The organism is Streptomyces sp. So13.3, assembly GCF_005860785.2.
GTDB classification, from domain to species: domain Bacteria; phylum Actinomycetota; class Actinomycetes; order Streptomycetales; family Streptomycetaceae; genus Actinacidiphila; species Actinacidiphila fildesensis.
The window spans coordinates 5,207,560-5,228,862 of the sequence record NZ_CP048835.1; the positions used below are offsets into that span (position 1 = coordinate 5,207,560).

Below are 21,303 nucleotides of genomic sequence, written 5' to 3' on the forward strand. Positions count from 1 at the left end.
CAACCCGCAAGAGTGGTGTGCGAGTTGATCGGTGGAACGAGGGTGGCCGGACGTGCAGACTGCCCTCGGTCACGAGGAGGGTTCACATGCCGCCGAGGAGTACCCCGAGCGAGCGTCAGCGTCGACTGGGAGTCGAGCTTCGGAAGTTGCGGAGCCACGCCGGGCTGGCCGGCGACGCGGCGAGTGCTGTGCTGGGTGTGGAGCGGACGCGCATCAGCCACATCGAGGCAGGCCGGGTCGATGTACCGCGGAACGGTCTGTACAAGCTGCTGCGCGCCTACGGCTGCGAGGAAGGACCGCTCTTCGACGGCTTGATGGAGATGGCGCAGGAACGGGGCAAAGGCTGGTGGGACGAGTTCCGCGACGTGGTTGCCCCGGTGGCCGCCGACCTTGCCGAACTGGAGTCACGGTCGGCCGGAATCCGGATCCACGAGTCGCTCATCGTGCCCGGCCTGCTGCAGACCGCCGACTACGCACGGGCGGTGATCTCGGAGTCGGAACACGACGCGAAGCGCGTGGAGCGGTATGTGGACTTCCGCATGGCCCGCCAGAGCGTTCTGGCGGCGCCCTCGACGGTCACCTACCGGGCGATCATCCACGAGGCCGCGCTGCACACCCGCGTCGGCGGCGCGAAAACCATGCGCCGACAGCTGCTGCGACTGATCGAGGTTGCGAGGCAGCCCAACGTCTTCGTGCAGGTCTTCCCGTACGAGGCGGGTGCATACTCGGCCTTCAGCCGTTCCTTCGGGATCTTCGGCGGGGCGACCTCGGGACTGGACACCGTCCACCTGGAGCACCCGCTGAACTCCGTATTCTTGCGGGATGGCCAGCACCTCGACGAATACGCGAAGATGTTCGAAAGGCTGTCCGTGCTGGCGCTCGACGCGGTGGATCCGGAGTCCGAGCCGGAGTCGCACGAGTCCCGCGACTCGTTGAGTCTCATCCAGCACGTCATGTACAGCATGTGAAAAGGGGTCAGATGTCCGAGCTCGCGTGGCGGAAGTCCTCGTTCAGCGGTGGCGGCAACGGCGACTGCGTCGAGGTGGCGGCCGGCGACACAGGCCTCGTCCACCTCCGGGAGAGTGACGACCCCCTGGCCGTCATAACCACCACCCCCGCCGCCCTCCGCGCGCTACTCCGCGCCGCGAAGGCCGGCGCCTTCGATCACCTCGCGCGCTGACGCGCAACAGAACCACTACTCGGCCGCGTGGACCAGCACCTGTTGGGCGCGGATCAGGCGGGGTCCCATCGCGTAGCCGTGGCGCACGATGCGTGCCACGTGGCCCACGAGGTCGGGGCTGAGGGCCGGTACGGTGCCCACCGCCTCCTGGGTGGCGGGGTTGAAGACGCCCGCTTCGATCGGCATCCGCGTCATGCCGTACTTCTCCAGGACCGTGGAGAGCTCGGCGCGGACGGAGTCGGCGAACGGGTCGGTCTCGCGCTCGACGCGGTCGAGCAGCAGCACCAGGTCGTACAGGAGCGGCTGGACCGTGCGGCCCTCGGCGAGCTTGCGGGTGTGGTCGAGCTCCTGGTGGAGCTCCTCGACGGAGCGGCGGGTCTCGCGGTCGTTGAGCAGCCGGCGGCGGAACTGGTCGCCGAGCGCGGCGACTTCGTCGCGCAGCCCGTCGACGGCGTCGGCGACGACGTTGAGCACGTCGGGGCCCGGGGAAGCGGGCGCGGGCGGTGCGGCGGGCGCCGGGATGCCGGGGGGCGCCTCCGGGTGCGGCGGCGGAATGCTCACGATTGGCTCCAGTCCGGCTGTACGGCGTTCGGGGGCAGCGATTTGCGGGCGTGCCACCAGCGGGGCTTCCAGCCGAGGCGTACCAGGAGCACGATCGTCGCGAGCAGCAGCACGTTGCTGATCCAGTTCGCGACGCCGCCATCGGGCAGGGCGTAGGCGATGATGACGAAGATCAGCACGACGCCGAACATGCTCTTGCGCCCGCGCCAGGTCTTTCCCGTCGCGTAGCGCGCGGCGGCCTGGTCGGTGTGGAGCTTCTGCACGAGTTCCTGGTCGGTGGGCTGGACGGCGAGCGCCTGGTCCACGATGCCGTCGATGCGGCGGGCGGCCTCGGCCGAGGTGATCAGCCGCTGCTGGGTGAAGGGGTGGTAGGTCTTGGCGCCCTCGGCGCGGAGCGACCAGATGGAGCTGATCTGGTTGCGCAGCCCCGCGTGCTCCGGCTGGTCGGTCAGTGCGCGCTCGTAGTGCTGCAGGGCCTCGTCGTACTGGCCGGCGGCGTACAGGGCGTCACCGAGGTAGATGCGGTATTCGGTGTTGTCCTGCTCCAGCGCGCAGGCCTTCAGGTGCCAGGTGATCGCGGTCGGGAGGTCGTTGACCGCGCGGCCGGCTCTGCCCATGAGGAAGTGGCTGTACGCGTTGCGCGGCGCGAGGGTGATGGAGCGGCGGAACTCCTGGATGGCGGCGGCGGTGTCCCCGGCGTCCAGGTGCAGCGCCCCGAGCAGCTGCCAGGCGTCGGCGTTCGTGTCGTCGAAGTGGACGGCCTGCTGGGCCTCGTAGAGGGCGGCGGTGGGGTTGCCGCGCCGGACCTCTGTGCGGGCGGCCTCCAGCCAGTCGCGGGTCCGCGGGGCGTCCCCGCCCTGCTGGCCGGGGAGGGACTTGCCGCCGGAGCGCTGCTGCGGCTTCGCCTTCGGCTCCGGGGCGCGCAGCCGCTGGGTGCGCCGGGTGTCGTACGCGGTGCGGCGGGCCGGGTCGAGGAGTTCCTTGCGGGCCTCGGTGATCTGGGCGACCCGGTCCTCGGCCTCGCGGCGCTTGTCCGCGCTGGGCGCGCGGCTGGCCTTGCCCGCCCAGGCGCGCTGCTGGACGTCGAGCTTCTTGCCGAGCTCCTCGGCGCTGTCGGCGGGGTCGAGCTCGAACTCGGCGTAGTAGTCCCGGAATTCGCCGGTGCTGGTCATGGGGTTGAGACTCCGGTCAGAGGGCGGCGCGAAGGATCAGGCGTGTGCGGAGTTCAGAGCGCGGAGATCCGCGCGACCCGGTCGCTGAGCGCGTCCAGTTCCTGGGAGGTGAGGTTGTCCAGCCGCTCGACCTCGAACTCGCCGAGCCACTTGCCGCTGGTGCCGTCCTTGACCTCGACGTGGATGATCCCGTCGACGTCGTAGGAGTAGAAGACCTCGAACGGGGCGCCCACCGGGTACGGCGGGATCTGCAGGGTGCTCTCGCCGACGACCTTGACGTAGTCCAGGTCCTCGCCGTCGCCCTCGGTCACGGCGACGCGCAGCTTCGTCTGCTGGTTGGCCAGCGTGTGGAAGGTGTCGCTGCGGCGGGTGGGGACCGAGGTGTTGCGGGGCACGATGATCGAGTTGTACTGCAGCGAGTGGTCGTGGTCATGGGTGGCCACCATGCCGAGGGACTGCGAGGTGACGTCCTTGATGGACTTGATCTTGCCCTTGGTGAGCCGGGCGAGCCCGTCGCCGGGCGAGGTCTCCACGACGGCACCACTGCCGATGTACTTCTTCTTCTCCTTGGCCTGCTCGCCGCGCACCTGGGCGTCGAGGCCGACCAGCGCCGCCCCGAGGGCGACGACCTCGTCCTGGTTGATACCGCGCTCGGGGTCCTTGCCGGACAGCCGCTTCACCAGGTCCGCGACCATCGGCATCCGCGTCGAGCCGCCGACGAGCAGCACCCGGTCGATACCGGCCCAGGTGAGCGAGGCGTCCGTGAGGACGCCCTCGGTGATGATGCGGGTGCGGTCCAGCAGGTCGGCGCTGAGCTCCTCGTACTTCTCGCGCGTGATGCGGATCTGCTCGTGCCGGCCGTCGGCGGAGAGCATGACGACGGCCTGCGGGGCGTTGGAGAGGGTGCGCTTGGCGATCTCGGCCTTGTCGCGGAGCTCGGCGAGCAGCGCGCCGTCGTCGGTGAGGTCGCGCCCGCCGGCGGCGGTGAACGCCCCGTTGAGGTGCTCCATGAGGACGCCGTCCCAGTCGAAGCCGCCCAGGTTGCGGTCGCCGTCGGTGGCGATCACGTCGTAGTCGCCGTCCACGACGCGCATCACCGTCACGTCGAAGGTGCCGCCGCCGAGGTCGTAGACCAGGACGGTGCCGATCTCCTCGCCGTCGTCCACGCGGTCGAGCCCGTAGGCGAGCGCGGCGGCGGTGGGCTCGTTGACGATGCGCAGCACCTCGAAGCCGGCGATCTGGCCGGCGTCCTGGGTGGCGCGCCGCCTGGCGTCGTCGAAGTAGGCGGGGACGGTGATGACGACCTGGTCGACGGCTTCGCCGAGCATCATCTCGGCGTCTTCGCGCAGCCGCTTCAGGACGAGGGCGGAGATCTCCTCGGGCCGGTAGGCGACACCGGACTCGGAGGTGTAGATGGCGTTCGGCTCGCCCATGTAGCGCTTCGCGAACTGGATGACGTGGTCGGGCGCGGTCATCGCGGAGCGTTTGGCCTGGGATCCGACGACGACCGTGTCGCCCTGGAACATCACCACGGACGGGGTGATGTTCTCCCCCTCACGGTTCCTGACGATGGTGGCCGCACCCGACGCGTCGGCCACCGCCATCGCGGAATAGGTCGTTCCGAGATCGATCCCCAAGACACGCGCCACAGCACTCTCCCCGTTGTCGGCCGTTCCACCGCACGGGACATGATGCCGTGTCACGTACAAGTGCCGCCAGGCCCTTGGGAGATCGACGCGGGACGGGAGGTGCTGGTGGTGCTGCTGGGATCGGAGCGGACGGCCCTGGGGCGGGTGGGGTCAGGCGCTGCCCATCGCGCGGGTCAGCGCGATCTCGATGACGACGCGGTCGGGGTTGAAGGCGGGCGTCCGCGCGTAGCGCTCGCCGTAGCGCCGGACGGCGTCGGCGATGCGTTCCGGATCGGTGCTGACGGTCGCGACGCCCTCGAGGGTGGCCCAGCGGCCCTTGTCGACCTGGCAGGCGGCCACCCGGGCGCCGTCGGGTCCCGCGGCCAGGATGTTCGCGACCTTGCGGCTCGCCTTGTTGGTGATCACGCGGGCGAGGCCGGCCTCGGGGTCGTACGTCACGCCGACCGCGACGACATGCGGGCTGCCGTCGGGGCGTGGTGTCGTGAGGGTGCACAGGTGATATTCGCGCCAGAAGGACAGGTACGCGGATTCGGGGTTGCGTAGGTCTCGGGCCATGGGAATGCACGCTACCGTTCCAGGGTTGAGTGGCATAGACTCAACTTGAATGAGTGATCCGACAGGAGGTTGCAGGTGGCCGTGGAAGCGGAGCTGACCAACAAGAGCCGGGAAGCGCTGAACACCGCCAACGCACACGCGGTGTCCGCCGGGAACCCGGACCTCACCCCCGCACATCTGCTGCTCGCCCTGCTGGGCGGAGCCGACAACGAGAACATCGTGGACCTGATGGCAGCGGTCGGCGCCGACGCCGCGGAGCTGCGCGCGGGCACCGAGCGGCTGATCGCCGCGCTGCCCGTCGTCCAGGGCGCCACGGTCGCGCCCCCGCAGGCCAACCGTGACCTGCTGGCCGTCGTCGCGGACGCGTCGCAGCGCGCGAAGGACCTCGGGGACGACTACATCTCGACCGAGCACCTGCTCATCGGTATCGCCGTCAAGGGCGGCCAGGCCGGCGAGCTGCTCGTCCAGCGGGGGGCCACGGCCAAGAAGCTGCTGGACGCCTTCGAGTCCGCCCGGGGAGGGCAGCGCGTGACGAGCCAGGATCCCGAGGGCACCTACAAGGCGCTCGAGAAGTACGGCACGGACTTCACCGCCGCCGCCCGCGAGGGCAAGCTCGACCCGGTGATCGGCCGGGACCAGGAGATCCGCCGGGTCGTCCAGGTGCTGTCCCGCCGCACCAAGAACAACCCGGTGCTGATCGGCGAGCCCGGCGTCGGCAAGACCGCCGTCGTCGAGGGCCTCGCGCAGCGCATCGTCAAGGGTGACGTGCCCGAGTCGCTGCGCAACAAGCGGCTGGTCTCGCTGGACCTCGGCGCGATGGTCGCGGGCGCCAAGTACCGCGGTGAGTTCGAGGAGCGGCTCAAGGCGGTGCTCTCCGAGATCAAGGAGAGCGACGGCCGGGTCATCACCTTCATCGACGAGCTGCACACGGTCGTCGGCGCGGGCGCCGGCGGCGACTCCGCCATGGACGCGGGCAACATGCTCAAGCCGATGCTGGCCCGCGGTGAGCTGCGGATGGTCGGCGCCACCACGCTCGACGAGTACCGCGAGCGCATCGAGAAGGACCCGGCGCTGGAGCGCCGCTTCCAGCAGGTGATGGTGGCCGAGCCGTCCGTCGAGGACACCATCGCGATCCTGCGCGGGCTCAAGGGCCGGTACGAGGCGCACCACAAGGTGCAGATCGCGGACTCGGCGCTGGTGGCCGCCGCGACCCTGTCGAACCGCTACATCACCTCCCGGTTCCTGCCGGACAAGGCCATCGACCTGGTGGACGAGGCCGCCTCCCGGCTCCGGATGGAGATCGACTCCTCACCCGTCGCGATCGACGAGCTGCAGCGCGCCGTCGACCGGCTGCGCATGGAGGAGATGGCGCTCAAGAACGAGACGGACCCCGCCTCCGTCCAGCGGCTGGAGAAGCTGCGCAAGGACCTCGCCGACAAGGAGGAGGAGCTGCGCGGCCTGACCGCCCGCTGGGAGAAGGAGAAGGAGGGCCTGAACCGCGTCGGCGCCATCAAGGAGAGCCTGGACGAGGTGAACACGGACATCGAGCGCGCCCAGCGCGACGGTGACTTCGAGGCCGCGTCCAAGCTGCTCTACGGCGAGAAGCCGCGGCTGGAGGCCGAGCTGGCCGAGGCCACCGAGGCCGAGGCGGCCGCCGCCAAGGACACCATGGTCAAGGACGAGGTCGGGCCGGACGACATCGCGGACGTCGTCGGCGCCTGGACCGGCATCCCGGCCGGCCGGCTGCTGGAGGGCGAGACCCAGAAGCTGCTGCGCATGGAGGACGAGCTGGGCCGCCGGCTCATCGGCCAGACCGAGGCCGTCCGCTCCGTCTCCGACGCCGTACGCCGTTCGCGCTCGGGCATCTCCGACCCCGACCGGCCGACCGGATCGTTCCTGTTCCTCGGCCCCACCGGCGTCGGCAAGACCGAGCTGGCCAAGGCGCTGGCGGACTTCCTCTTCGACGACGAGCGCGCCATGGTCCGCATCGACATGAGCGAGTACGGCGAGAAGCACTCCGTCGCCCGGCTCGTCGGCGCCCCGCCCGGGTACGTCGGCTACGAGGAGGGCGGCCAGCTCACCGAGGCCGTCCGGCGGCGCCCGTACAGCGTGGTGCTGCTCGACGAGGTCGAGAAGGCGCACCACGACGTCTTCGACGTGCTGCTGCAGGTGCTCGACGACGGCCGGCTCACCGACGGCCAGGGCCGCACGGTCGACTTCCGCAACGCGATCCTGATCCTGACGTCGAACCTGGGCAGCCAGTACCTGGTGGACCCGGTGCTCGGGGACGCGGAGAAGAAGCAGAGCGTCCTGGAGACGGTGCGGATGTCCTTCAAGCCGGAGTTCCTGAACCGGCTCGACGACATCGTGGTGTTCAGCGCGCTGAACAAGGAGGAGCTGCGGCACATCGCCCGGCTGCAGACGGACCGGCTCGCCGACCGGCTGCGGGACCGCCGGCTGGTCCTGGACGTCACCGACGCCGCCCTGGACTGGCTCGCCGACGAGGGCAACGACCCGGCCTACGGCGCGCGGCCACTGCGCCGCCTGGTGCAGACCGCGATCGGTGACCCGCTGGCCCGCGCGATCCTGTCCGGCGAGGTCGTCGACGGTGACACCGTACGGGTCGACCGGGCGGGTGAGGGCCTGATCGTCGGCCCTGCCCCGTCCCTGTCCAAGACGGTCTGAGCAGGCTGCCCCCGGCGTGGATCCGCCGGGGGTTGCCAGACCCCTCGGCGCATGGGGGAGGATGGAAGGAATCCGTACGAAGGGAACTCACGGTGAGCATCGATCCGTCCTCGATTCCTAATTTCGGGGGCCAGCCGGACCCCGAGCAGAACGGCCCCGCCGCCAGCGCGGTCATCCCCGACCAGGACCTGGTCAAGCAGCTGCTCGAACAGATGGAGCTGAAGTTCGTCGTCGACGACGAGGGTGACCTCGCGGCGCCGTGGGAGGAATTCCGCGCGTACTTCATGTTCCGCGGCGAGGAGGACCAGCAGATCTTCGCGGTCCGGACCTTCTACGACCGGCCGTACACCGTCGATGACAAGCCCCAGCTGCACGAGGTCATCGACGACTGGAACCGCCGCACCCTGTGGCCGAAGGTCTACACGCACACGCACGACGACGGCTCCGTCCGTCTGATCGGCGAGGCGCAGATGCTGATCGGCCTGGGCGTCAACCTGGAGCACTTCGTCTCCAGCACGGTCAGCTGGGTACGCGCCTCGATCGAGTTCGACAAGTGGGTCGTGGAGACCCTCGGACTCGAGAAGGACGTGGACGCCGACGGCGGCGCCAAGGGCGACGAAGGCACCAACGGCGACGACGCCTGACGCAGCCCGGATCTTGGATCTTGGATTGTGGATCTTGGGTTGAACCACGCCGGATCGGAAACGCCGGATCAGACCGGCGCGGAGACGACCGTCAGCAGGTACGTCCCGTAGAAGAACGAGAGCCCGGCCAATGCGGCCACCGCTACGGCGGCGGTGCGCGGCCGGGCTTTCGCCAGTGCCAGGGCGGCCGGGACCAGCAGCGGGAAGGCCGGCAGCAGGAAGCGCGGCTTGGATCCGAAGTAGTGCGAGCCGCCCAGCGCGATGAGCACCAGCACCCCCGCGTAGACCGCCAGCGGCAGCGGGATCCGCTCCAGCAGCGCCAGCGCGAGCAGCACCAGCGCGGCGGCGGTGATCGCGACGACCATGTAGCTCATGAGCTGCTCGCGGTCGAGGATCAGATGCCGGACGTACTCCACGGAATTTCGGCCGAAATCGAACTCCGAGCCCCAGCGGCGCTGCACGTCGAAGTACCCCAGCGGCCGGCCCGTCTGCCGGCCCACCCAGCCGACGTACCCGCACCAGCCCAGCGGCGCGATCAGCACGGCCGCCCAGGCCGCCCGGTCCTGCGGCAGCCCCTCCCGGCGGCGGCGCCAGGCATCGGCGGCGACGGTGACGGCGACGGCGGCCACCACCGCGACGCCGTTCGGGCGGGCCAGCCCGGCGAGCAGCGCCAGCACCCCCGCGGCGAGCCAGCGCCGGGTGAGCAGCGCGTAGAGCGCCCAGGCGGCGCAGGCGGTCAGCAGCGGCTCGGTGTACGCCATCGTCAGCACGACGGAGTGCGGCAGCAGCCCCCACAGCAGCACCAGGGCGATCCCGGCCCGCCGGCCGTACAGCCGCTCGCCGATCGCGTGGATCCCCCAGGCGGCCAGGGCGGCCGCGCCCCAGGAGATCAGCAGGGCGGTGTTGACCGGGCCGATGGGCAGGACGGCGGAGACGGCCCTGATCAGCGCCGGGTAGAGCGGGAAGAACGCCAGATCGCTGAAGCTCATGCCCTGCGTGACGGCGGACGGGAAGAACGTCCCGTAGCCCCATTCGGCGATCCGCTCGTACCAGCGCGCGTCCCAGCTCTGCCCGAACAGACTGCGCGGATGCAGTCCGGCGTGCACCGCCCACGCCGTCACCAGCACGGCGCCGGCCAGCCGGGTGGCGGCGAAGAGGACCAGGGGGGGGGGCGGCCCGGCGCAGGAGCCGCGCCAGGCGGGGAGCGGCCGGGCTGCGCGTCGGGTGCGGGGTGCGACCCGGTGGTTCGGGGGCTGGACGAGACCGGCTCGGCCGTGTGCACCGTACCGCTCCTTCCGTGCCCGGTCGGGGCGCCGTCGGGTCCGCCCGGCTCCGCTCGGAGCGGCGGGAATGACGGTACGACTATGCGGTGATCGTCCTGAGGAATGTGCTCCCGGGCGCACGCCGAGTCGCATTCCACCCACTTGGCGGACGCCCTTGCCCGGCGCGGGGGGCCGGGGCATTCTGGATTCGGACGGTGTCGCAATCAGGCGCCGGGAAAACATCGTTGGGCGCGGTAGCAGGGCAGCGGCTCGTCGCGGGAAGCTCGGATGGTGGATTCCCAAGTCGCTGAACTGATCCGGGTCCTGGTCCTGAGTGGTGGTCAGGGACCGCCGCGTGACTGGACCAGGCTCTGCGCCGAGGTGCTCGGGGTCGACGGGATCGCGATCTCGGTGGCCTCGGACGGCACGGAACTGCTGTGGTTCAGCGACGAGCGGAGCGCGCGGCTGGACGATCTGCAGTTCACGCTCGGCGAGGGCCCCAGTGTGGAGGCCGCCCGTGACGGGTCGCTGAACCTGGAGTCCAATCTGGAGCGCGCGTTCGGGGAGCGCTGGCCCGCCTTCGTCCCCGCCGCGGTCGACTCCGGAGTGCTCGCGGTCTTCGCCTTCCCGCTACGGCTCGGTGCGATCTGCTGCGGCGGGATGACCGGCCACCGGCGGCGGCCGGGACCGCTGGGCGAGCGGGCCGTCGCGGACGCGCTGACCATCGCCGACGCCATGGCCGTCTACCTGCTGGCGCTGGGGCCGCGCGATACGGGCCCCGCCCCTCTCGCCGCCGGGACGGGGCACCCGGGCGGCAGTGGGGGCGGGACCGGCAGGACCACCGGCGGCGGCTTCGGGAGCGGGTTCCTGACCGGGTTCGGGGACCTGCACCGGGCGGAGGTGCACCAGGCGGCCGGGATCAGCAGCGTCCGGCTGGACGTGCCGCTGCCGGATGCCCTGGTGCGGCTGCGCGCCCACGCGTACGCGTCGGACCGCCCCATCCTCGATGTCGCCCGGGACATCATCGGCAACCGCCTGCAGCTGCCGCGCGATCCCGCATCGTGAAGGACCGGGCGGGAAGGCGGCGGCGGGACGGGGCGGGACAGGGCGGGGCGCGGCGGAGCGGGATGAGGTGGGGGCGCGACGGAGCGGGACGGGACGGCGCACGGCACGGCTTCGGAACCACGTTCGGCGGCAGAAAGGCAGGCGATCATGGATCGCGAACAACGGCTGGCCGACACCTTCGTCGAGTTGGCGGACACGCTGATCGACGACTTCGACATCATCGAGTTCCTCCATCAGCTGTCCACCCGGTGCCTGGAGCTCCTGGAGGTGTCGGCCGCCGCGATCATGCTCGCGCTGCCCGGCGCCGATCTGCACCCGGCCGCCGCCTCCGACGACCGCGCCGAGCTCTCCGACCTGCTGGCGCTGAACCAGCGCGAGGGCCCCGCGCTGGACTGCTACCGCACCGGATCACCGGTCGGGCCGTTCGACGTCGCCCGTTCGACGCCGCAGTGGCCGGACTTCGCCGGCCAGGCCCGCCGCGCCGGATACGGCGTGGTCTGCGCTCTGCCCATGCGGCTGCGGCGCGAGGTGATCGGCTCGCTGCTCCTGCTGCGCGCCGGCGCGACCCCGCTGAGCAGTGCCGACGTCCGGCTGGCGCAGGCACTGGCCGACGCCGCCACGATCGGCATCCTGCACCAGCAGACGCTGCGCCGGCACGCCGACCTCAGCGCCCAGCTGCACACCGCGCTGCACAGCCGGATAGCGATCGAACAGGCCAAGGGCGTACTGGCCGCCCGCTGGGGGACCACCGTGGACGAGGCCTTCAGCGCGATGCGCCGCCATGCCCGCACCCAGCGCCGGCTGCTCAGCGATGTCGCGCACGACATCGTCAACGGCGGATTCCAGCCGGACCGCGTCGAGTAGCCCCCACCGCACACCGTCTCCCCTCACCCCGTCTCCCCCTGACACCGTCCCCCGCCGCATATCGTGAGCCTCCTGTGGTGGGCCCAGGGAAGTGGCTCGGGACGTGGCTCAGGGAAGTGGGGAACGCATGGGTGAGTGGAGTCCGGCCGCGCGGGTGCGGGGCGTCGGAACGTCGATCTTCACCGAGATGACGGAGCTGGCCAGAAGGACCGGGGCCGTCAATCTGGGGCAGGGAGTGCCGGAGCTGGCCAGCCCCGCGACGCTGCTCAAGGACGTGGCCGAGGCCGTGCTCGCGGGCAACAACCAGTACCCGCCCGCCACCGGCTTCCCGGCGCTCCGCACCGCCGTCGCCGAACACCAGCTGCGGCGCTACGGGCTCGACTACCGGCCGGACGGCGAGGTGCTGATCACCACCGGCGCCACCGAGGCCATCGCGGCGGCGCTGCTCGCGTTCTGCGACCCCGGCGACGAGGTCCTGGCCTTCGACCCCTGCTACGACGCCTATCCCGCCGCCGCCCGGCTCAGCGGTGCCACGCTGGTCGGCGTCCCGCTGGAGGCCGACGGCGACGGCTTCGTGATGAACGCCGACGCGCTGCGCGCCGCCGTGACGCCCAGAACCCGCGTCCTGGTGCTCAACACCCCGCACAACCCGATGGGGAAGGTGTTCACGGCCGCGGAACTGGACGCGATCGCCGACGTCTGCCGGGAACACTCGCTCATCGTGGTGACCGACGAGGTGTACGAGCACCTGGTCTACGACGAGACCCCGCACCGGACGATCGCGGCGCTGCCCGGCATGCGGGAGCGGACGCTGATCATCTCCTCGGCGGGCAAGACCTTCAACGTCACCGGCTGGAAGATCGGCTGGATCTGCGGACCCGCGCCGCTCGTCGCCGCCGCCGGCTCCGTCAAGCAGTTCCTCACCTACGCCTCCGGCACCCCGTACCAGGAGGCGCTGGCCCGGATGCTCGGTTCCGTCGAGGAGTGGGCGGCGGAACTGCGCGGCACCCTGCGCACCAACCGTGATCTGCTGAGCGACGGCCTCAAGCAGGCCGGGCTGCGCCCGTACCGCGCGGAGGCCGGGTACTTCCTGCAGGCGGACGTACGGCCCTGGGGCTATACGGACGGCGTCACGTTCTGCCGGGAACTGCCGGAGCGGGCAGGCGTCGTCGCCATTCCGACGTCTGCCTTCTACCAGGGGCAGGACGCCCCTTCCTGGCTGGTCCGATTTTCCTTCTGCAAGCGCGAGGAATCGGTACGCACCGCCGTCGACCAGCTGGTGCGGGCGCGCTGAGAAGTTTTCGAACCTCTGGACTTCCTCAACTCTGCTTTCGATCCGATTCGGCGGGGGCATCACCGTCGCACGAACAACATCACAGCTCAGGAAGACGGGGGGCGGGGAAGATGCGTGCATTCCTCATTGGTCTGGTCGCCGTAGTGGTCATCATCGCCATAGCGATGCAACTGCAGCGCCGGAGCCGATCGGTGAACCTGCGCAAGGGACGGGGCCGCGGACGGGGCCGGGCGGGCGCGGACGGCGCGAGCGCCACGGCGGGAGGCGGCAGCTGGTGGGCCTTCGGCGGCTCGGACGGGGGCGGCTCCGGGGGCGGCGGCCACCACGGCGGGGGCGGTCACCACTCCTGCGGCGGCGGGCATTCCTGTGGCGGCGGTTCGTCGTGTGGCGGGGGTTCGTCCTGTGGAGGAGGCGGCGGCTGCGGTAGCAGCTGATCCGTGGAATTGCATGTGGCCCATGCCCATTCGCATATGCGCCCGGTGGAACTGTCACCCGCCGGGCGCAGTTTTGGTGAACACCTGAACCGATACGCGCTCCTGGGGATGTAAAGAGCGCGAAGATGGGTAAAAAGGCTGAAGGCACCCCGCGTTTCATGATTCCGTATCTACCGGACCCCACGTGGGCACGAGCCGACGTACGTTCCCGCCAGATCCACCACCTGGTGCGGGTCGGCCCATCATCCACTGCGTGCTTGCGGAGCCGACCCATGCTCACCACTCTCCAGACCGCTTACACCGATACCCGTGCCGGAGACCTGGCCTGGTGCCTGGGCAGGGAAGCGCTCCCCGCGCTCGCCGTGCTCGACCTCCAGCTCAGCGGCGCGGACCAGCCCCCCGTGCAGGTGCAGATGCGCCTGCTCGGCGCCTCCCACCAGGTACTCATCGAATCCGAGGGCGGCGGTTGTTCGGAAACCGTCGCCTGCATCCCGGGAAGTCAGACTCCGCTCCCTTTTGGCGTCGCCAAACGGATCGGCATATGGGACTACGAATTCGCGGCACGCGTCGAGACGTTGTCGCGCGGCTCCTTCGCGGGCCGGGCGCAGGAACTGCTCGCACTGGTCGCGGATCATCCGCACGGTCTCGCGGGAACGTTTCCCGGGGATCCGCACGCGTTCACCGCGATGCTCGTCCAGCACAGCGAGGGCAGCGTCCGCTGGCGCACCTGGCACGCCTATCCCCAGGAAGGGCGGTTGGTGGCGACGAGGTCGCGCGTCAGTGCCCTTCCGTAGCCGTACGGCGGGCGGGCCGCGGGTGGAGTGCGCTTCGGTGCCGGCGCTCGGAGCGCACTTTTGCGAGCCGTGGTGGTACTCATCGCGCCCTCAAGTGACGTCAAGTGCCCTCAAAATGCACCCCTGTGGGTGACAAATGCGACCGCAAGCCTGACATAGCGTTCATTCATGATCGACCAGTCAAGCCGCCGGTCCGCCGTGCGGCTCCCCGTACCGGTCGGGCCGGCCCGTGCACTGGTCCTCGCCGCCGTCTTCGTCTGCGCCGCCTGCGGCCTGATCTACGAGCTCGAACTCGTCGCGCTCGCCTCCTACCTGGTCGGTGACTCCGTCACCCAGGCCTCCGTCATCCTGTCGGTGATGGTCTTCGCCATGGGCGTCGGCTCCCTGCTCGCCAAGCGGATACGGTGCGTCGCGGCCGTCGGCTTCGCGGGGGTGGAGGCGGCGCTCGCGCTGGTCGGCGGCCTCTCGGTGATGGCGCTGTACGCGTGCTTCGCCTGGTTCGGGATGGCGCGGCCGGCGATGATCGGCTGCGCGTTCGCCATCGGGGTGCTGATCGGCGCCGAGATCCCGCTGCTCATGACGCTGATCCAGCGGATCCGCCGGCAGGATGCCGGCGGCGCCGTCGCCGATCTGTTCGCCGCGGACTACGTCGGCGCGCTCGCCGGCGGACTCGCCTTCCCGTTCCTGCTGCTGCCGGCGTTCGGACAGCTCACCGGCGCGCTGGTCACCGGCGCGGTGAACGCGGTCGCGGGCGCCGCGATGGTGCTGTGGCTGTTCCGCAACGACCTGACCCCGAGCGCCCGCAACTGGCTGCTCGTCGCCAACCTCGGCGTGCTGACGGTGCTCGGCGGCGCCGCCTTCACGGCCGGCCCGTTCGAACAGGCCGCGCGGCGCGCGGTGTACGGCGGCGATGTGCGCGTCGCCGAACAGACCGATGTGCAGGAGATAGTCCTGACCGGAGGCTCCGGCGCCCCCGTCCAGCTCTTCTTCGACGGGCGGCTGCGGGTCTGCGGAGCCGACGAGTTCCGGTACCACGAGGCGCTGGTGCACCCGGCGATGGCCGGCCCGCACTCCCGCGTCCTCATCCTCGGCGGCGGCGACGGCCTCGCCCTGCGCGAGGTGCTCCGGTACCCGGACGTCACGTCGGTGACCGTCGTCGACCTGGACGGCGAGCTCGTGCGGCTCGCCCGCACGGACGCCGACCTCGTCGCGCTCAACCGGCACGCCTACGCCGATCCGCGGGTCCGCACCGTCACCGCCGACGCCTTCGACTGGCTCCGGGCCGGCCGCCCGGGGCCGTACGACGTGATCCTCGCCGATCTGCCCGACCCCGGGATCTCGCGCAGCGCGAAGCTGTACTCCGAGGAGTTCTACGGCCTGGCGGGCCGCGCGCTGGCCCGGGACGGACGGCTCGCCGTCCATGCCGGCTCGCCGAGCTCGGCCCGGCACACCTACTGGACGATCGACGCGACGCTGCGGGCCACCGGGCTGCGCACCGTGCCGTATCTCACCGGCGGGCGGGACTGCGGGCCACCGTCGGGACCCGACCGCTGGTCCGGCAGGACCGGTGACGGGCCCACCGACTGGGGCTTCGTGCTGGCGTCGCGCGAGCGGCCCGAGCTGCGGCTCGCCCCGGACGCGCCACCGCTGCGCTCACTGACCCCGGCGGCCCTGCGGTCACTGCGCGAGGCCGCCTGGGCCTCCCGCGAGAGCGGACTCGCGCCTTCCACACTGATGCGGCCACGGGTGGGCGGCTGAGTGGGGTGGCGACCCGGCTCCGCGCCTGCTGCCGGGTCCGCTGCCGGGTCCGCTTCCGGGTCCGGTTCCGGTCCGGCTCGCAGGCCTGGCTCGGGCCTGTGTCCGGTCCGGCCGGTGCGACCCGGTGACCTGGGCGGCCGACGGTCGGTAGGCTCCCCGCATGGAGCATGAGGTGTTCGTTCCGGTCCTGGCGGAAACCATTCGGCAGGCACTCGCCGACCCGGCCCGCGTCGCCGCGAGCCTGCCCGGCTGGCAGCCCGACCCCGGCGGGGACGTTCTCACCGGCCGGCTGCGCGTGCGGGCCGGCGGTTCGACGATCACCTACCGCGGCTCGCTCCGCGTCACCGAGCGCGACGGCGGGTTCTCCGTCGAGGGCGAAGGTGCGGAGGCGCGCGGCACCGGCACCGTGAAGTTCTCGCTCGGAGTGCTCGTCGAGGAGGCCGACCAGGCCGTTCCCGGCACGATGCTGTCCTTCACCGGCACCGCGACCGCGGACGGGCGGCTCGGTACGTTCGACGGCCCCGCCCGCGAGACCGCGGCCCGCCGGCTGCTCGACCGCTTCACCGCGGAACTGACGGCCGGGCTCCCCGGACTGCCCGAGGAACCCGATGTCGTCGACGGCCTCGACGGTGCCGACGAGGGCGGGGAGCCGGACCCGGCCGAGGAGATCGCGCTGGTCGAGGTGGACCTGAACGAGGTCGAGGTGGAGGTCCCGGAGACCGCGGCCGAGCTCGACGACCTCGAACCCCCGGCCGAGGCGGCCCACGCCCGCCGCACGATGATCGGCCGCAGCGCGGAGGAGGTCGACCACGCTCCGCCCCGCGGCCGTTACGCCCCCGCGCCCTCCGCGGCGACCACCTCCACCACCGCCACCCTCCGCTGGGCCGCACCCGCCGCCGCGGTCCTGGTGGCCTCCGCGGTCGTCGTGGGCCGGGTGCTGCGCCGCCGCCGGTAGGTGGGTGCTGAGCACACATGATCGAGGGTCAGGCCCTACGCTCATAGGGTGACGACTGGGAAGAAACTGACGGCGGGCGACGCCGAACTGACCGTGGTGCCGCAGGACGGCTGCCGGATCGCCTCGCTGACGGTCGGAGGGACCGAACTGCTGCGCCAGGGCGACCGGTACGGCTCGTTCATCATGGTGCCGTGGTGCGGCAGGACCGAGAACGGCCGGTTCCGCAACGGCGGGATCGTGCACCAACTGCCGGTGGACGCAGCTCCGCACGCGATCCACGGCACGGGCCGGCACACCGCGTGGCACGACGGTCCGCCCGGAACGGACTCGGCGGCTTCCTACTACTTCGACCTGGCCGACCCGTGGCCGTATCCGGGCCGCGTCACGCAGACCTTCGAGCTGGGCGAGAACGAGCTGCGGATGACCCTGGCGGTGGAGGCGTCCGCCGACTCCTTCCCGGCGCAGGCCGGCTGGCACCCCTGGTTCCTGCGGAACCTCGGACAGGGCGGCCGCGACGCCGAGATCGACTTCAGCCCGGAGTGGCAGGAGGAGCGCGGCGACGACCATCTGCCGACGGGCAAGCGGACCGAGCCGAAGCCCGGACCGTGGGACGACTGCTTCGGGATGCCGGACGGAGTGGACGTGTCGCTGACCTGGCCCGGCGAGCTGCGGGTACGGGTGACCAGCCCGGCCGAATGGGTCGTGGTCTACGACGAGCAGCCCGAGGCCGTGTGCGTCGAGCCGCAGTCCGGGCCGCCGAACGGCCTCAACACGCTGCCGCGCCTCGTCACCCCGATCGATCCGCTGGAGATCACGACGGTCTGGTCCTGGGAGCGGCTGGGCTGATTCCGCCCGAGCCGATCGCGGCGGCTAATCTCGACGCTATGAGTGACGTGCGCGAGGCCCTGCTGCAGCAGATCAAGGACAAGGCCGTGGTCCACGGCAAGGTGACCCTCTCCTCCGGGCTGGAGGCCGACTTCTACGTCGACCTCCGCCGGATCACCCTGGACGGCGAGGCGGCGCCGCTGACCGGCCAGGTGATGCTCGATCTGACCAAGGACCTCGACTTCGACGCCGTCGGCGGGCTGACGCTCGGCGCCGACCCGGTGGCCGGCTCGATGCTGCACGCGGCCGCCGCCCGCGGCCGCCGGCTCGACGCCTTCGTCGTCCGCAAGGCGACCAAGGCGCACGGTATGCAGCGCCGGATCGAGGGCACCGAGGTCAAGGGCCGACGCGTCCTGGTCGTCGAGGACACCTCGACCACCGGTGGCTCCCCGCTGACCGCCGTCGAAGCGGTGCGTGAGGCCGGCGGCGAGGTCGTGGCCGTCGCCGTCATCGTGGAGCGCGGCGCCGCCCCGGCGATCGAGGCGGCCGGGCTGCCGTATCTCGCCGCCTACTCGCTGGCCGACCTCGACCTCGGCTGAGTCACGGCTGAGTCTCGTTCCTGCGCTTGCTCAGCGGCGGGAAGGGCCTTCTGACCTGCGGATCCACCGGCCCCCTGAACGTTCCACGTGGAACGTTCAGGGGGCCTTCGCATGCGAGGTGTGCACCGAGGTGGTGTTCCAGCGGCTCTCTGGGAGGATGGTGCCGACAAAGACGTCGTACCGCAGTATCAGGACCCGCACATCACGAGGAGCGGACAAATGCCCATCGCAACCCCCGAGGTCTACAACGAGATGCTCGACCGGGCGAAGGCAGGCAAGTTCGCCTACCCGGCCATCAACGTGACCTCGTCGCAGACGCTGCACGCCGCGCTGCGCGGCCTGGCCGAGGCGGAGAGCGACGGCATCATCCAGATCTCCACCGGTGGCGCGGAGTTCCTGGGCGGCCAGTACAGCAAGGACATGGTCACCGGCGCGGTGGCGCTGGCGGAGTTCGCGCACATCGTGGCCGAGAAGTACCCGGTCACCGTCGCGCTGCACACCGACCACTGCCCGAAGGACAAGCTGGACGCGTACGTCCGTCCGCTGCTGAAGATCTCGCAGGACCGTGTCGCCGCGGGCCGTCTGCCGCTCTTCCAGTCCCACATGTGGGACGGCTCGGCGGAGAACCTCAACGATAACCTCGCCATCGCGCAGGAGCTGCTCGCCCAGGCCGTCAGGGCCAACATCATCCTCGAGGTGGAGATCACCCCGACCGGTGGCGAGGAGGACGGTGTCTCGCACGAGATCAACGACTCCCTCTACACCACCCCGGACGACGCGTTCCGTACCGTCGAGGCCCTCGGCCTGGGCGAGAAGGGCCGCTACCTGCTGGCCGCGTCCTTCGGAAACGTGCACGGCGTCTACAAGCCGGGCAACGTCGTCCTGCGCCCGGAGATCCTCAAGGAGCTCCAGGTCGCGGTCGCCGAGAAGCACGGCAAGGCCAACGCCTTCGACTTCGTCTTCCACGGCGGTTCCGGCTCGACGATCGAGGAGATCAACGAGGCCCTGGAGAACGGCGTCGTCAAGATGAACATCGACACCGACCTGCAGTACGCCTTCACCCGCCCGGTCGCGGACCACATGTTCCGTAACTACGACGGTGTGCTGAAGGTCGACGGCGAGGTCGGCAACAAGAAGGTCTACGACCCCCGCGTCTGGGGCAAGTCCGCCGAGGCCGGCATGGCCGCGCGCGTCGTCGTCGCCGCCGAGAACCTGCGCTCCGCGGGCAACAAGATCAAGTAATTCGCGGCGCCACTGCGGAGTGCCGCTCCGTGGCACGACCGCGCAGTACCGCTCCGCACGCAGCCCCCCGGGTCCGCCGTTCCGGCCCGGGGGGCTGCGCGCTGTCCGGGACAGGGCAGACTGGAACGCATGGCCATTCACAAAGACCTTCTCGGGGGTCCGCCCCCGACCCATCTGCCCGACGACCCGGAGCCGCGCGAGCTGCTCGCCTCCGGGGCGGCGCCCTCCGAGGTAGCCGCGAAGTACCCCGCCTCCTCTCTGGCCTGGGCCCAGCTCGCCGACGACGCCTTCGAAGGGGGCCGGGTCGTCGAGTCGTACGCCTACGCGCGCACCGGCTACCACCGCGGCCTCGACGCGCTGCGCCGGGCCGGCTGGAAGGGCCACGGCCCGGTGCCGTTCGAGCACGAGCCGAACCGCGGCTTCCTGCGCGCGCTGCACGCCCTCGCCCGCGCCGCGCAGGCGATCGGCGAGCAGGAGGAGTACGAGCGCTGCTCGTCCTTCCTCCGCGACAGCTCGCCGACCGCGGCGGACACCCTCAGCTGACGGAACCGGCGACGGGATCTCCGGCGGCACCAGTGGTGCGACGCGTGAGGGAACTCGCGTACGTCACCCACGTATTGGGCTGATGCCGCCTTCTCCCGTCCGGTCGCCGATTGCCCCCGAATTGCAGCAGAAGCTGACAAAAATTCATGCGGTTTGGCGTTGGACCGAACCCATGTGTGATTGTGAGCGTCATTGTCTGTGAGCACCGTGGGAGCAGTCGGCGGCCGGGGAGGCCGCCACTCCGGTGGCGCCTTCAGGGGGAGCTTTGACCCATCACGCACCGGTGGCCGGCGGCGACCGACAGCGAGGCCCCAGCCGTCGGGGGAGCCGGAGCCAGGCCGCGCGCCGGCGTCGGCGCGCCCAACGGCGTGTGCGGTTGCTGCTGACCTTCACCGTGCTGGCCTTGCTGGTCGGCGGTGTCGCCGCGTGGTGGAGCGGTGGTTCCGACGACGTCGCGGACGCGTCGGCCCCGACCGCGGCACCCGCCGCGTCCTCCCCGGTCGCCACCGCGTCGAAGGACGTGTCCCCGAGCGCTGCCGCCAAGAGCCCCAAGGCATCCACGTCGCCCAGCGTGACGAAGGGCGGCGGCAAGTCGACGTCCGTACCGAAGTCCGGCCCCGGCACCTTCAAGGCGGGCAAGGGCAAGGGCGACGGCTCAACGGTCGGCAAGGGCCTCATCCGTACGTACCGGGTCCAGGTCGAGGACGGCATCCTGGTCTCCGCCGACCAGGCGGCGGACGAGGTGGCGGCGATCCTCGCCGACCCCCGCAGCTGGGCCCATGACGGCAAGCACGGCTTCCGCCAGGTGTCGTCCGGCAGCGCCGACCTGGTCATCAAGATAGCCACGCCCGACACCGCCGACGCGCTCTGCCTGGCCGCCATCCACCTGGACACCGGCAACGAGCTGAACTGCGAGGTCCCCGGCGGTGTGGTGGTGAACCTCCGGCGGTGGATCCTGGGCTCCCCGACGTTCACCGGTCCCATCTCCGACTACCGCGCCCTGATCATCAACCATGAGGTCGGGCACAGCCTCGGCCACGGCCACGAGGGCTGCCCCGGCCCCGGCAAGCTCGCGCCCGCGATGATGCAGCAGATCAAGGGCCTCGACGGCTGTAAACCGAACGCCTGGCCGTACGACTCCCAGGGGCGCTACATCAGCGGCCCGCACGTGACCTGAGGCCCTTGCCGAATCACCGCACTCGACAGATGATCTCGGCGTGGC

The 21,303-nt window shown here is 71.0% G+C and carries 20 protein-coding genes; 15 read left to right on the forward strand and 5 right to left on the reverse strand.

All coding sequences use genetic code 11. The features are described from left to right. The first annotated feature begins 86 nt into the window (after positions 1–86). Positions 87–968, forward strand: coding sequence for a helix-turn-helix transcriptional regulator (locus tag C8250_RS23470; RefSeq protein WP_138358848.1), 882 nt, complete (start codon positions 87–89; stop codon positions 966–968). 11 nt (positions 969–979) lie between these two features. Next, positions 980–1,180, forward strand: coding sequence for a DUF397 domain-containing protein (locus C8250_RS23475; protein ID WP_138358846.1), 201 nt, complete (start codon positions 980–982; stop codon positions 1,178–1,180). Positions 1,181–1,195: 15 nt separating this feature from the next. On the opposite strand, the gene grpE is transcribed toward C8250_RS23475, so the two are convergent. The 4 genes from grpE to C8250_RS23495 form a co-directional block, all read right to left on the reverse strand. After that, entirely contained in the window at positions 1,196–1,741 is a 546-nt protein-coding gene (gene grpE / locus C8250_RS23480; protein ID WP_164294596.1) for a nucleotide exchange factor GrpE, read from the reverse strand. Further along, positions 1,738–2,913 (reverse strand): tetratricopeptide repeat protein, encoded by a 1,176-nt coding sequence (locus tag C8250_RS23485; RefSeq protein WP_138358842.1) that lies wholly within the window; start codon positions 2,911–2,913, stop codon positions 1,738–1,740. Before C8250_RS23485 ends, grpE begins: the two co-directional genes overlap by 4 nt. Positions 2,914–2,966: 53 nt before the next feature. Further along, a complete protein-coding gene (locus C8250_RS23490; RefSeq protein WP_244809318.1) occupies positions 2,967–4,562 on the reverse strand; it encodes an Hsp70 family protein in 1,596 nt (531 codons plus the stop codon). A gap of 150 nt (positions 4,563–4,712) precedes the next feature. Then, the gene (locus tag C8250_RS23495) at positions 4,713–5,117 is read right to left on the reverse strand and encodes a TIGR03618 family F420-dependent PPOX class oxidoreductase (RefSeq protein WP_187144960.1); all 405 of its coding nucleotides are present in this window, start codon (positions 5,115–5,117) and stop codon (positions 4,713–4,715) included. A gap of 81 nt (positions 5,118–5,198) precedes the next feature. Here C8250_RS23495 and clpB point away from each other — a divergent pair, with 81 nt between their 5' ends. After that, a complete protein-coding gene (gene clpB, locus C8250_RS23500) occupies positions 5,199–7,802 on the forward strand; it encodes an ATP-dependent chaperone ClpB (RefSeq protein ID WP_138358868.1) in 2,604 nt (867 codons plus the stop codon). Positions 7,803–7,894: 92 nt separating this feature from the next. Further along, positions 7,895–8,446, forward strand: coding sequence for a YbjN domain-containing protein (locus C8250_RS23505; RefSeq protein ID WP_138358838.1), 552 nt, complete (start codon positions 7,895–7,897; stop codon positions 8,444–8,446). 68 nt (positions 8,447–8,514) lie between these two features. Here the strand turns inward: C8250_RS23505 and C8250_RS23510 are convergent, their stop codons facing one another. Next, complete coding sequence (locus tag C8250_RS23510; RefSeq protein WP_244809320.1) at positions 8,515–9,552, reverse strand: hypothetical protein; 1,038 nt, start codon at positions 9,550–9,552, stop codon at positions 8,515–8,517. 444 nt (positions 9,553–9,996) lie between these two features. Here C8250_RS23510 and C8250_RS23515 point away from each other — a divergent pair, with 444 nt between their 5' ends. The 11 genes from C8250_RS23515 (at position 9,997) to C8250_RS23565 (ending at position 21,258) form a co-directional block, all read left to right on the forward strand. Next, positions 9,997–10,773: an ANTAR domain-containing protein gene (locus C8250_RS23515; RefSeq protein WP_138357057.1), complete on the forward strand. Its 777-nt coding sequence runs from the start codon at positions 9,997–9,999 to the stop codon at positions 10,771–10,773. A gap of 147 nt (positions 10,774–10,920) precedes the next feature. Continuing rightward, entirely contained in the window at positions 10,921–11,637 is a 717-nt protein-coding gene (locus tag C8250_RS23520) for a GAF and ANTAR domain-containing protein (protein WP_138357058.1), read from the forward strand. Positions 11,638–11,764: 127 nt separating this feature from the next. After that, positions 11,765–12,931, forward strand: a complete 1,167-nt coding sequence (locus C8250_RS23525) for an aminotransferase class I/II-fold pyridoxal phosphate-dependent enzyme (protein WP_138357059.1) — start codon at positions 11,765–11,767, stop codon at positions 12,929–12,931. A gap of 706 nt (positions 12,932–13,637) precedes the next feature. Continuing rightward, positions 13,638–14,159: a DUF2617 family protein gene (locus C8250_RS23530; RefSeq protein ID WP_138357060.1), complete on the forward strand. Its 522-nt coding sequence runs from the start codon at positions 13,638–13,640 to the stop codon at positions 14,157–14,159. A gap of 168 nt (positions 14,160–14,327) precedes the next feature. Next, a complete protein-coding gene (locus C8250_RS23535; protein WP_138357061.1) occupies positions 14,328–15,917 on the forward strand; it encodes a polyamine aminopropyltransferase in 1,590 nt (529 codons plus the stop codon). 160 nt (positions 15,918–16,077) lie between these two features. Further along, entirely contained in the window at positions 16,078–16,872 is a 795-nt protein-coding gene (locus C8250_RS23540) for a carbon monoxide dehydrogenase subunit G (RefSeq protein WP_138357062.1), read from the forward strand. A 48-nt stretch (positions 16,873–16,920) separates the two neighbouring features. Beyond that, the gene (locus C8250_RS23545; RefSeq protein ID WP_138357063.1) at positions 16,921–17,718 is read left to right on the forward strand and encodes an aldose 1-epimerase; all 798 of its coding nucleotides are present in this window, start codon (positions 16,921–16,923) and stop codon (positions 17,716–17,718) included. Positions 17,719–17,756: 38 nt separating this feature from the next. Next, on the forward strand, positions 17,757–18,296 hold the full coding sequence (gene pyrE, locus C8250_RS23550) for an orotate phosphoribosyltransferase (RefSeq protein ID WP_138357064.1): 540 nt from the start codon (positions 17,757–17,759) through the stop codon (positions 18,294–18,296). 219 nt (positions 18,297–18,515) lie between these two features. Then, positions 18,516–19,538, forward strand: a complete 1,023-nt coding sequence (gene fbaA / locus C8250_RS23555; RefSeq protein WP_138357065.1) for a class II fructose-bisphosphate aldolase — start codon at positions 18,516–18,518, stop codon at positions 19,536–19,538. Positions 19,539–19,667: 129 nt separating this feature from the next. After that, entirely contained in the window at positions 19,668–20,081 is a 414-nt protein-coding gene (locus C8250_RS23560) for a DUF3151 domain-containing protein (RefSeq protein WP_138357066.1), read from the forward strand. Positions 20,082–20,451: 370 nt separating this feature from the next. Then, positions 20,452–21,258, forward strand: a complete 807-nt coding sequence (locus tag C8250_RS23565; protein ID WP_244809322.1) for a DUF3152 domain-containing protein — start codon at positions 20,452–20,454, stop codon at positions 21,256–21,258. Positions 21,259–21,303: the final 45 nt, after the last annotated feature.

Excerpts from the sequence above, each read along its gene's own strand:
- C8250_RS23470 (WP_138358848.1), top strand. The coding sequence starts at position 87 with ATGCCGCCGAGGAGTACCCCGAGCGAGCGTCAGCGTCGACTGGGAGTC.
- C8250_RS23475 (WP_138358846.1), top strand. The coding sequence starts at position 980 with ATGTCCGAGCTCGCGTGGCGGAAGTCCTCGTTCAGCGGTGGCGGCAAC.
- C8250_RS23485 (WP_138358842.1), bottom strand. The coding sequence starts at position 2,913 with ATGACCAGCACCGGCGAATTCCGGGACTACTACGCCGAGTTCGAGCTC.
- C8250_RS23495 (WP_187144960.1), bottom strand. The coding sequence starts at position 5,117 with ATGGCCCGAGACCTACGCAACCCCGAATCCGCGTACCTGTCCTTCTGG.
- C8250_RS23515 (WP_138357057.1), top strand. The coding sequence starts at position 9,997 with ATGGTGGATTCCCAAGTCGCTGAACTGATCCGGGTCCTGGTCCTGAGT.
- C8250_RS23520 (WP_138357058.1), top strand. The coding sequence starts at position 10,921 with ATGGATCGCGAACAACGGCTGGCCGACACCTTCGTCGAGTTGGCGGAC.
- C8250_RS23525 (WP_138357059.1), top strand. The coding sequence starts at position 11,765 with ATGGGTGAGTGGAGTCCGGCCGCGCGGGTGCGGGGCGTCGGAACGTCG.
- C8250_RS23530 (WP_138357060.1), top strand. The coding sequence starts at position 13,638 with ATGCTCACCACTCTCCAGACCGCTTACACCGATACCCGTGCCGGAGAC.
- C8250_RS23535 (WP_138357061.1), top strand. The coding sequence starts at position 14,328 with ATGATCGACCAGTCAAGCCGCCGGTCCGCCGTGCGGCTCCCCGTACCG.
- C8250_RS23540 (WP_138357062.1), top strand. The coding sequence starts at position 16,078 with ATGGAGCATGAGGTGTTCGTTCCGGTCCTGGCGGAAACCATTCGGCAG.
- pyrE (WP_138357064.1), top strand. The coding sequence starts at position 17,757 with ATGAGTGACGTGCGCGAGGCCCTGCTGCAGCAGATCAAGGACAAGGCC.
- fbaA (WP_138357065.1), top strand. The coding sequence starts at position 18,516 with ATGCCCATCGCAACCCCCGAGGTCTACAACGAGATGCTCGACCGGGCG.
- C8250_RS23560 (WP_138357066.1), top strand. The coding sequence starts at position 19,668 with ATGGCCATTCACAAAGACCTTCTCGGGGGTCCGCCCCCGACCCATCTG.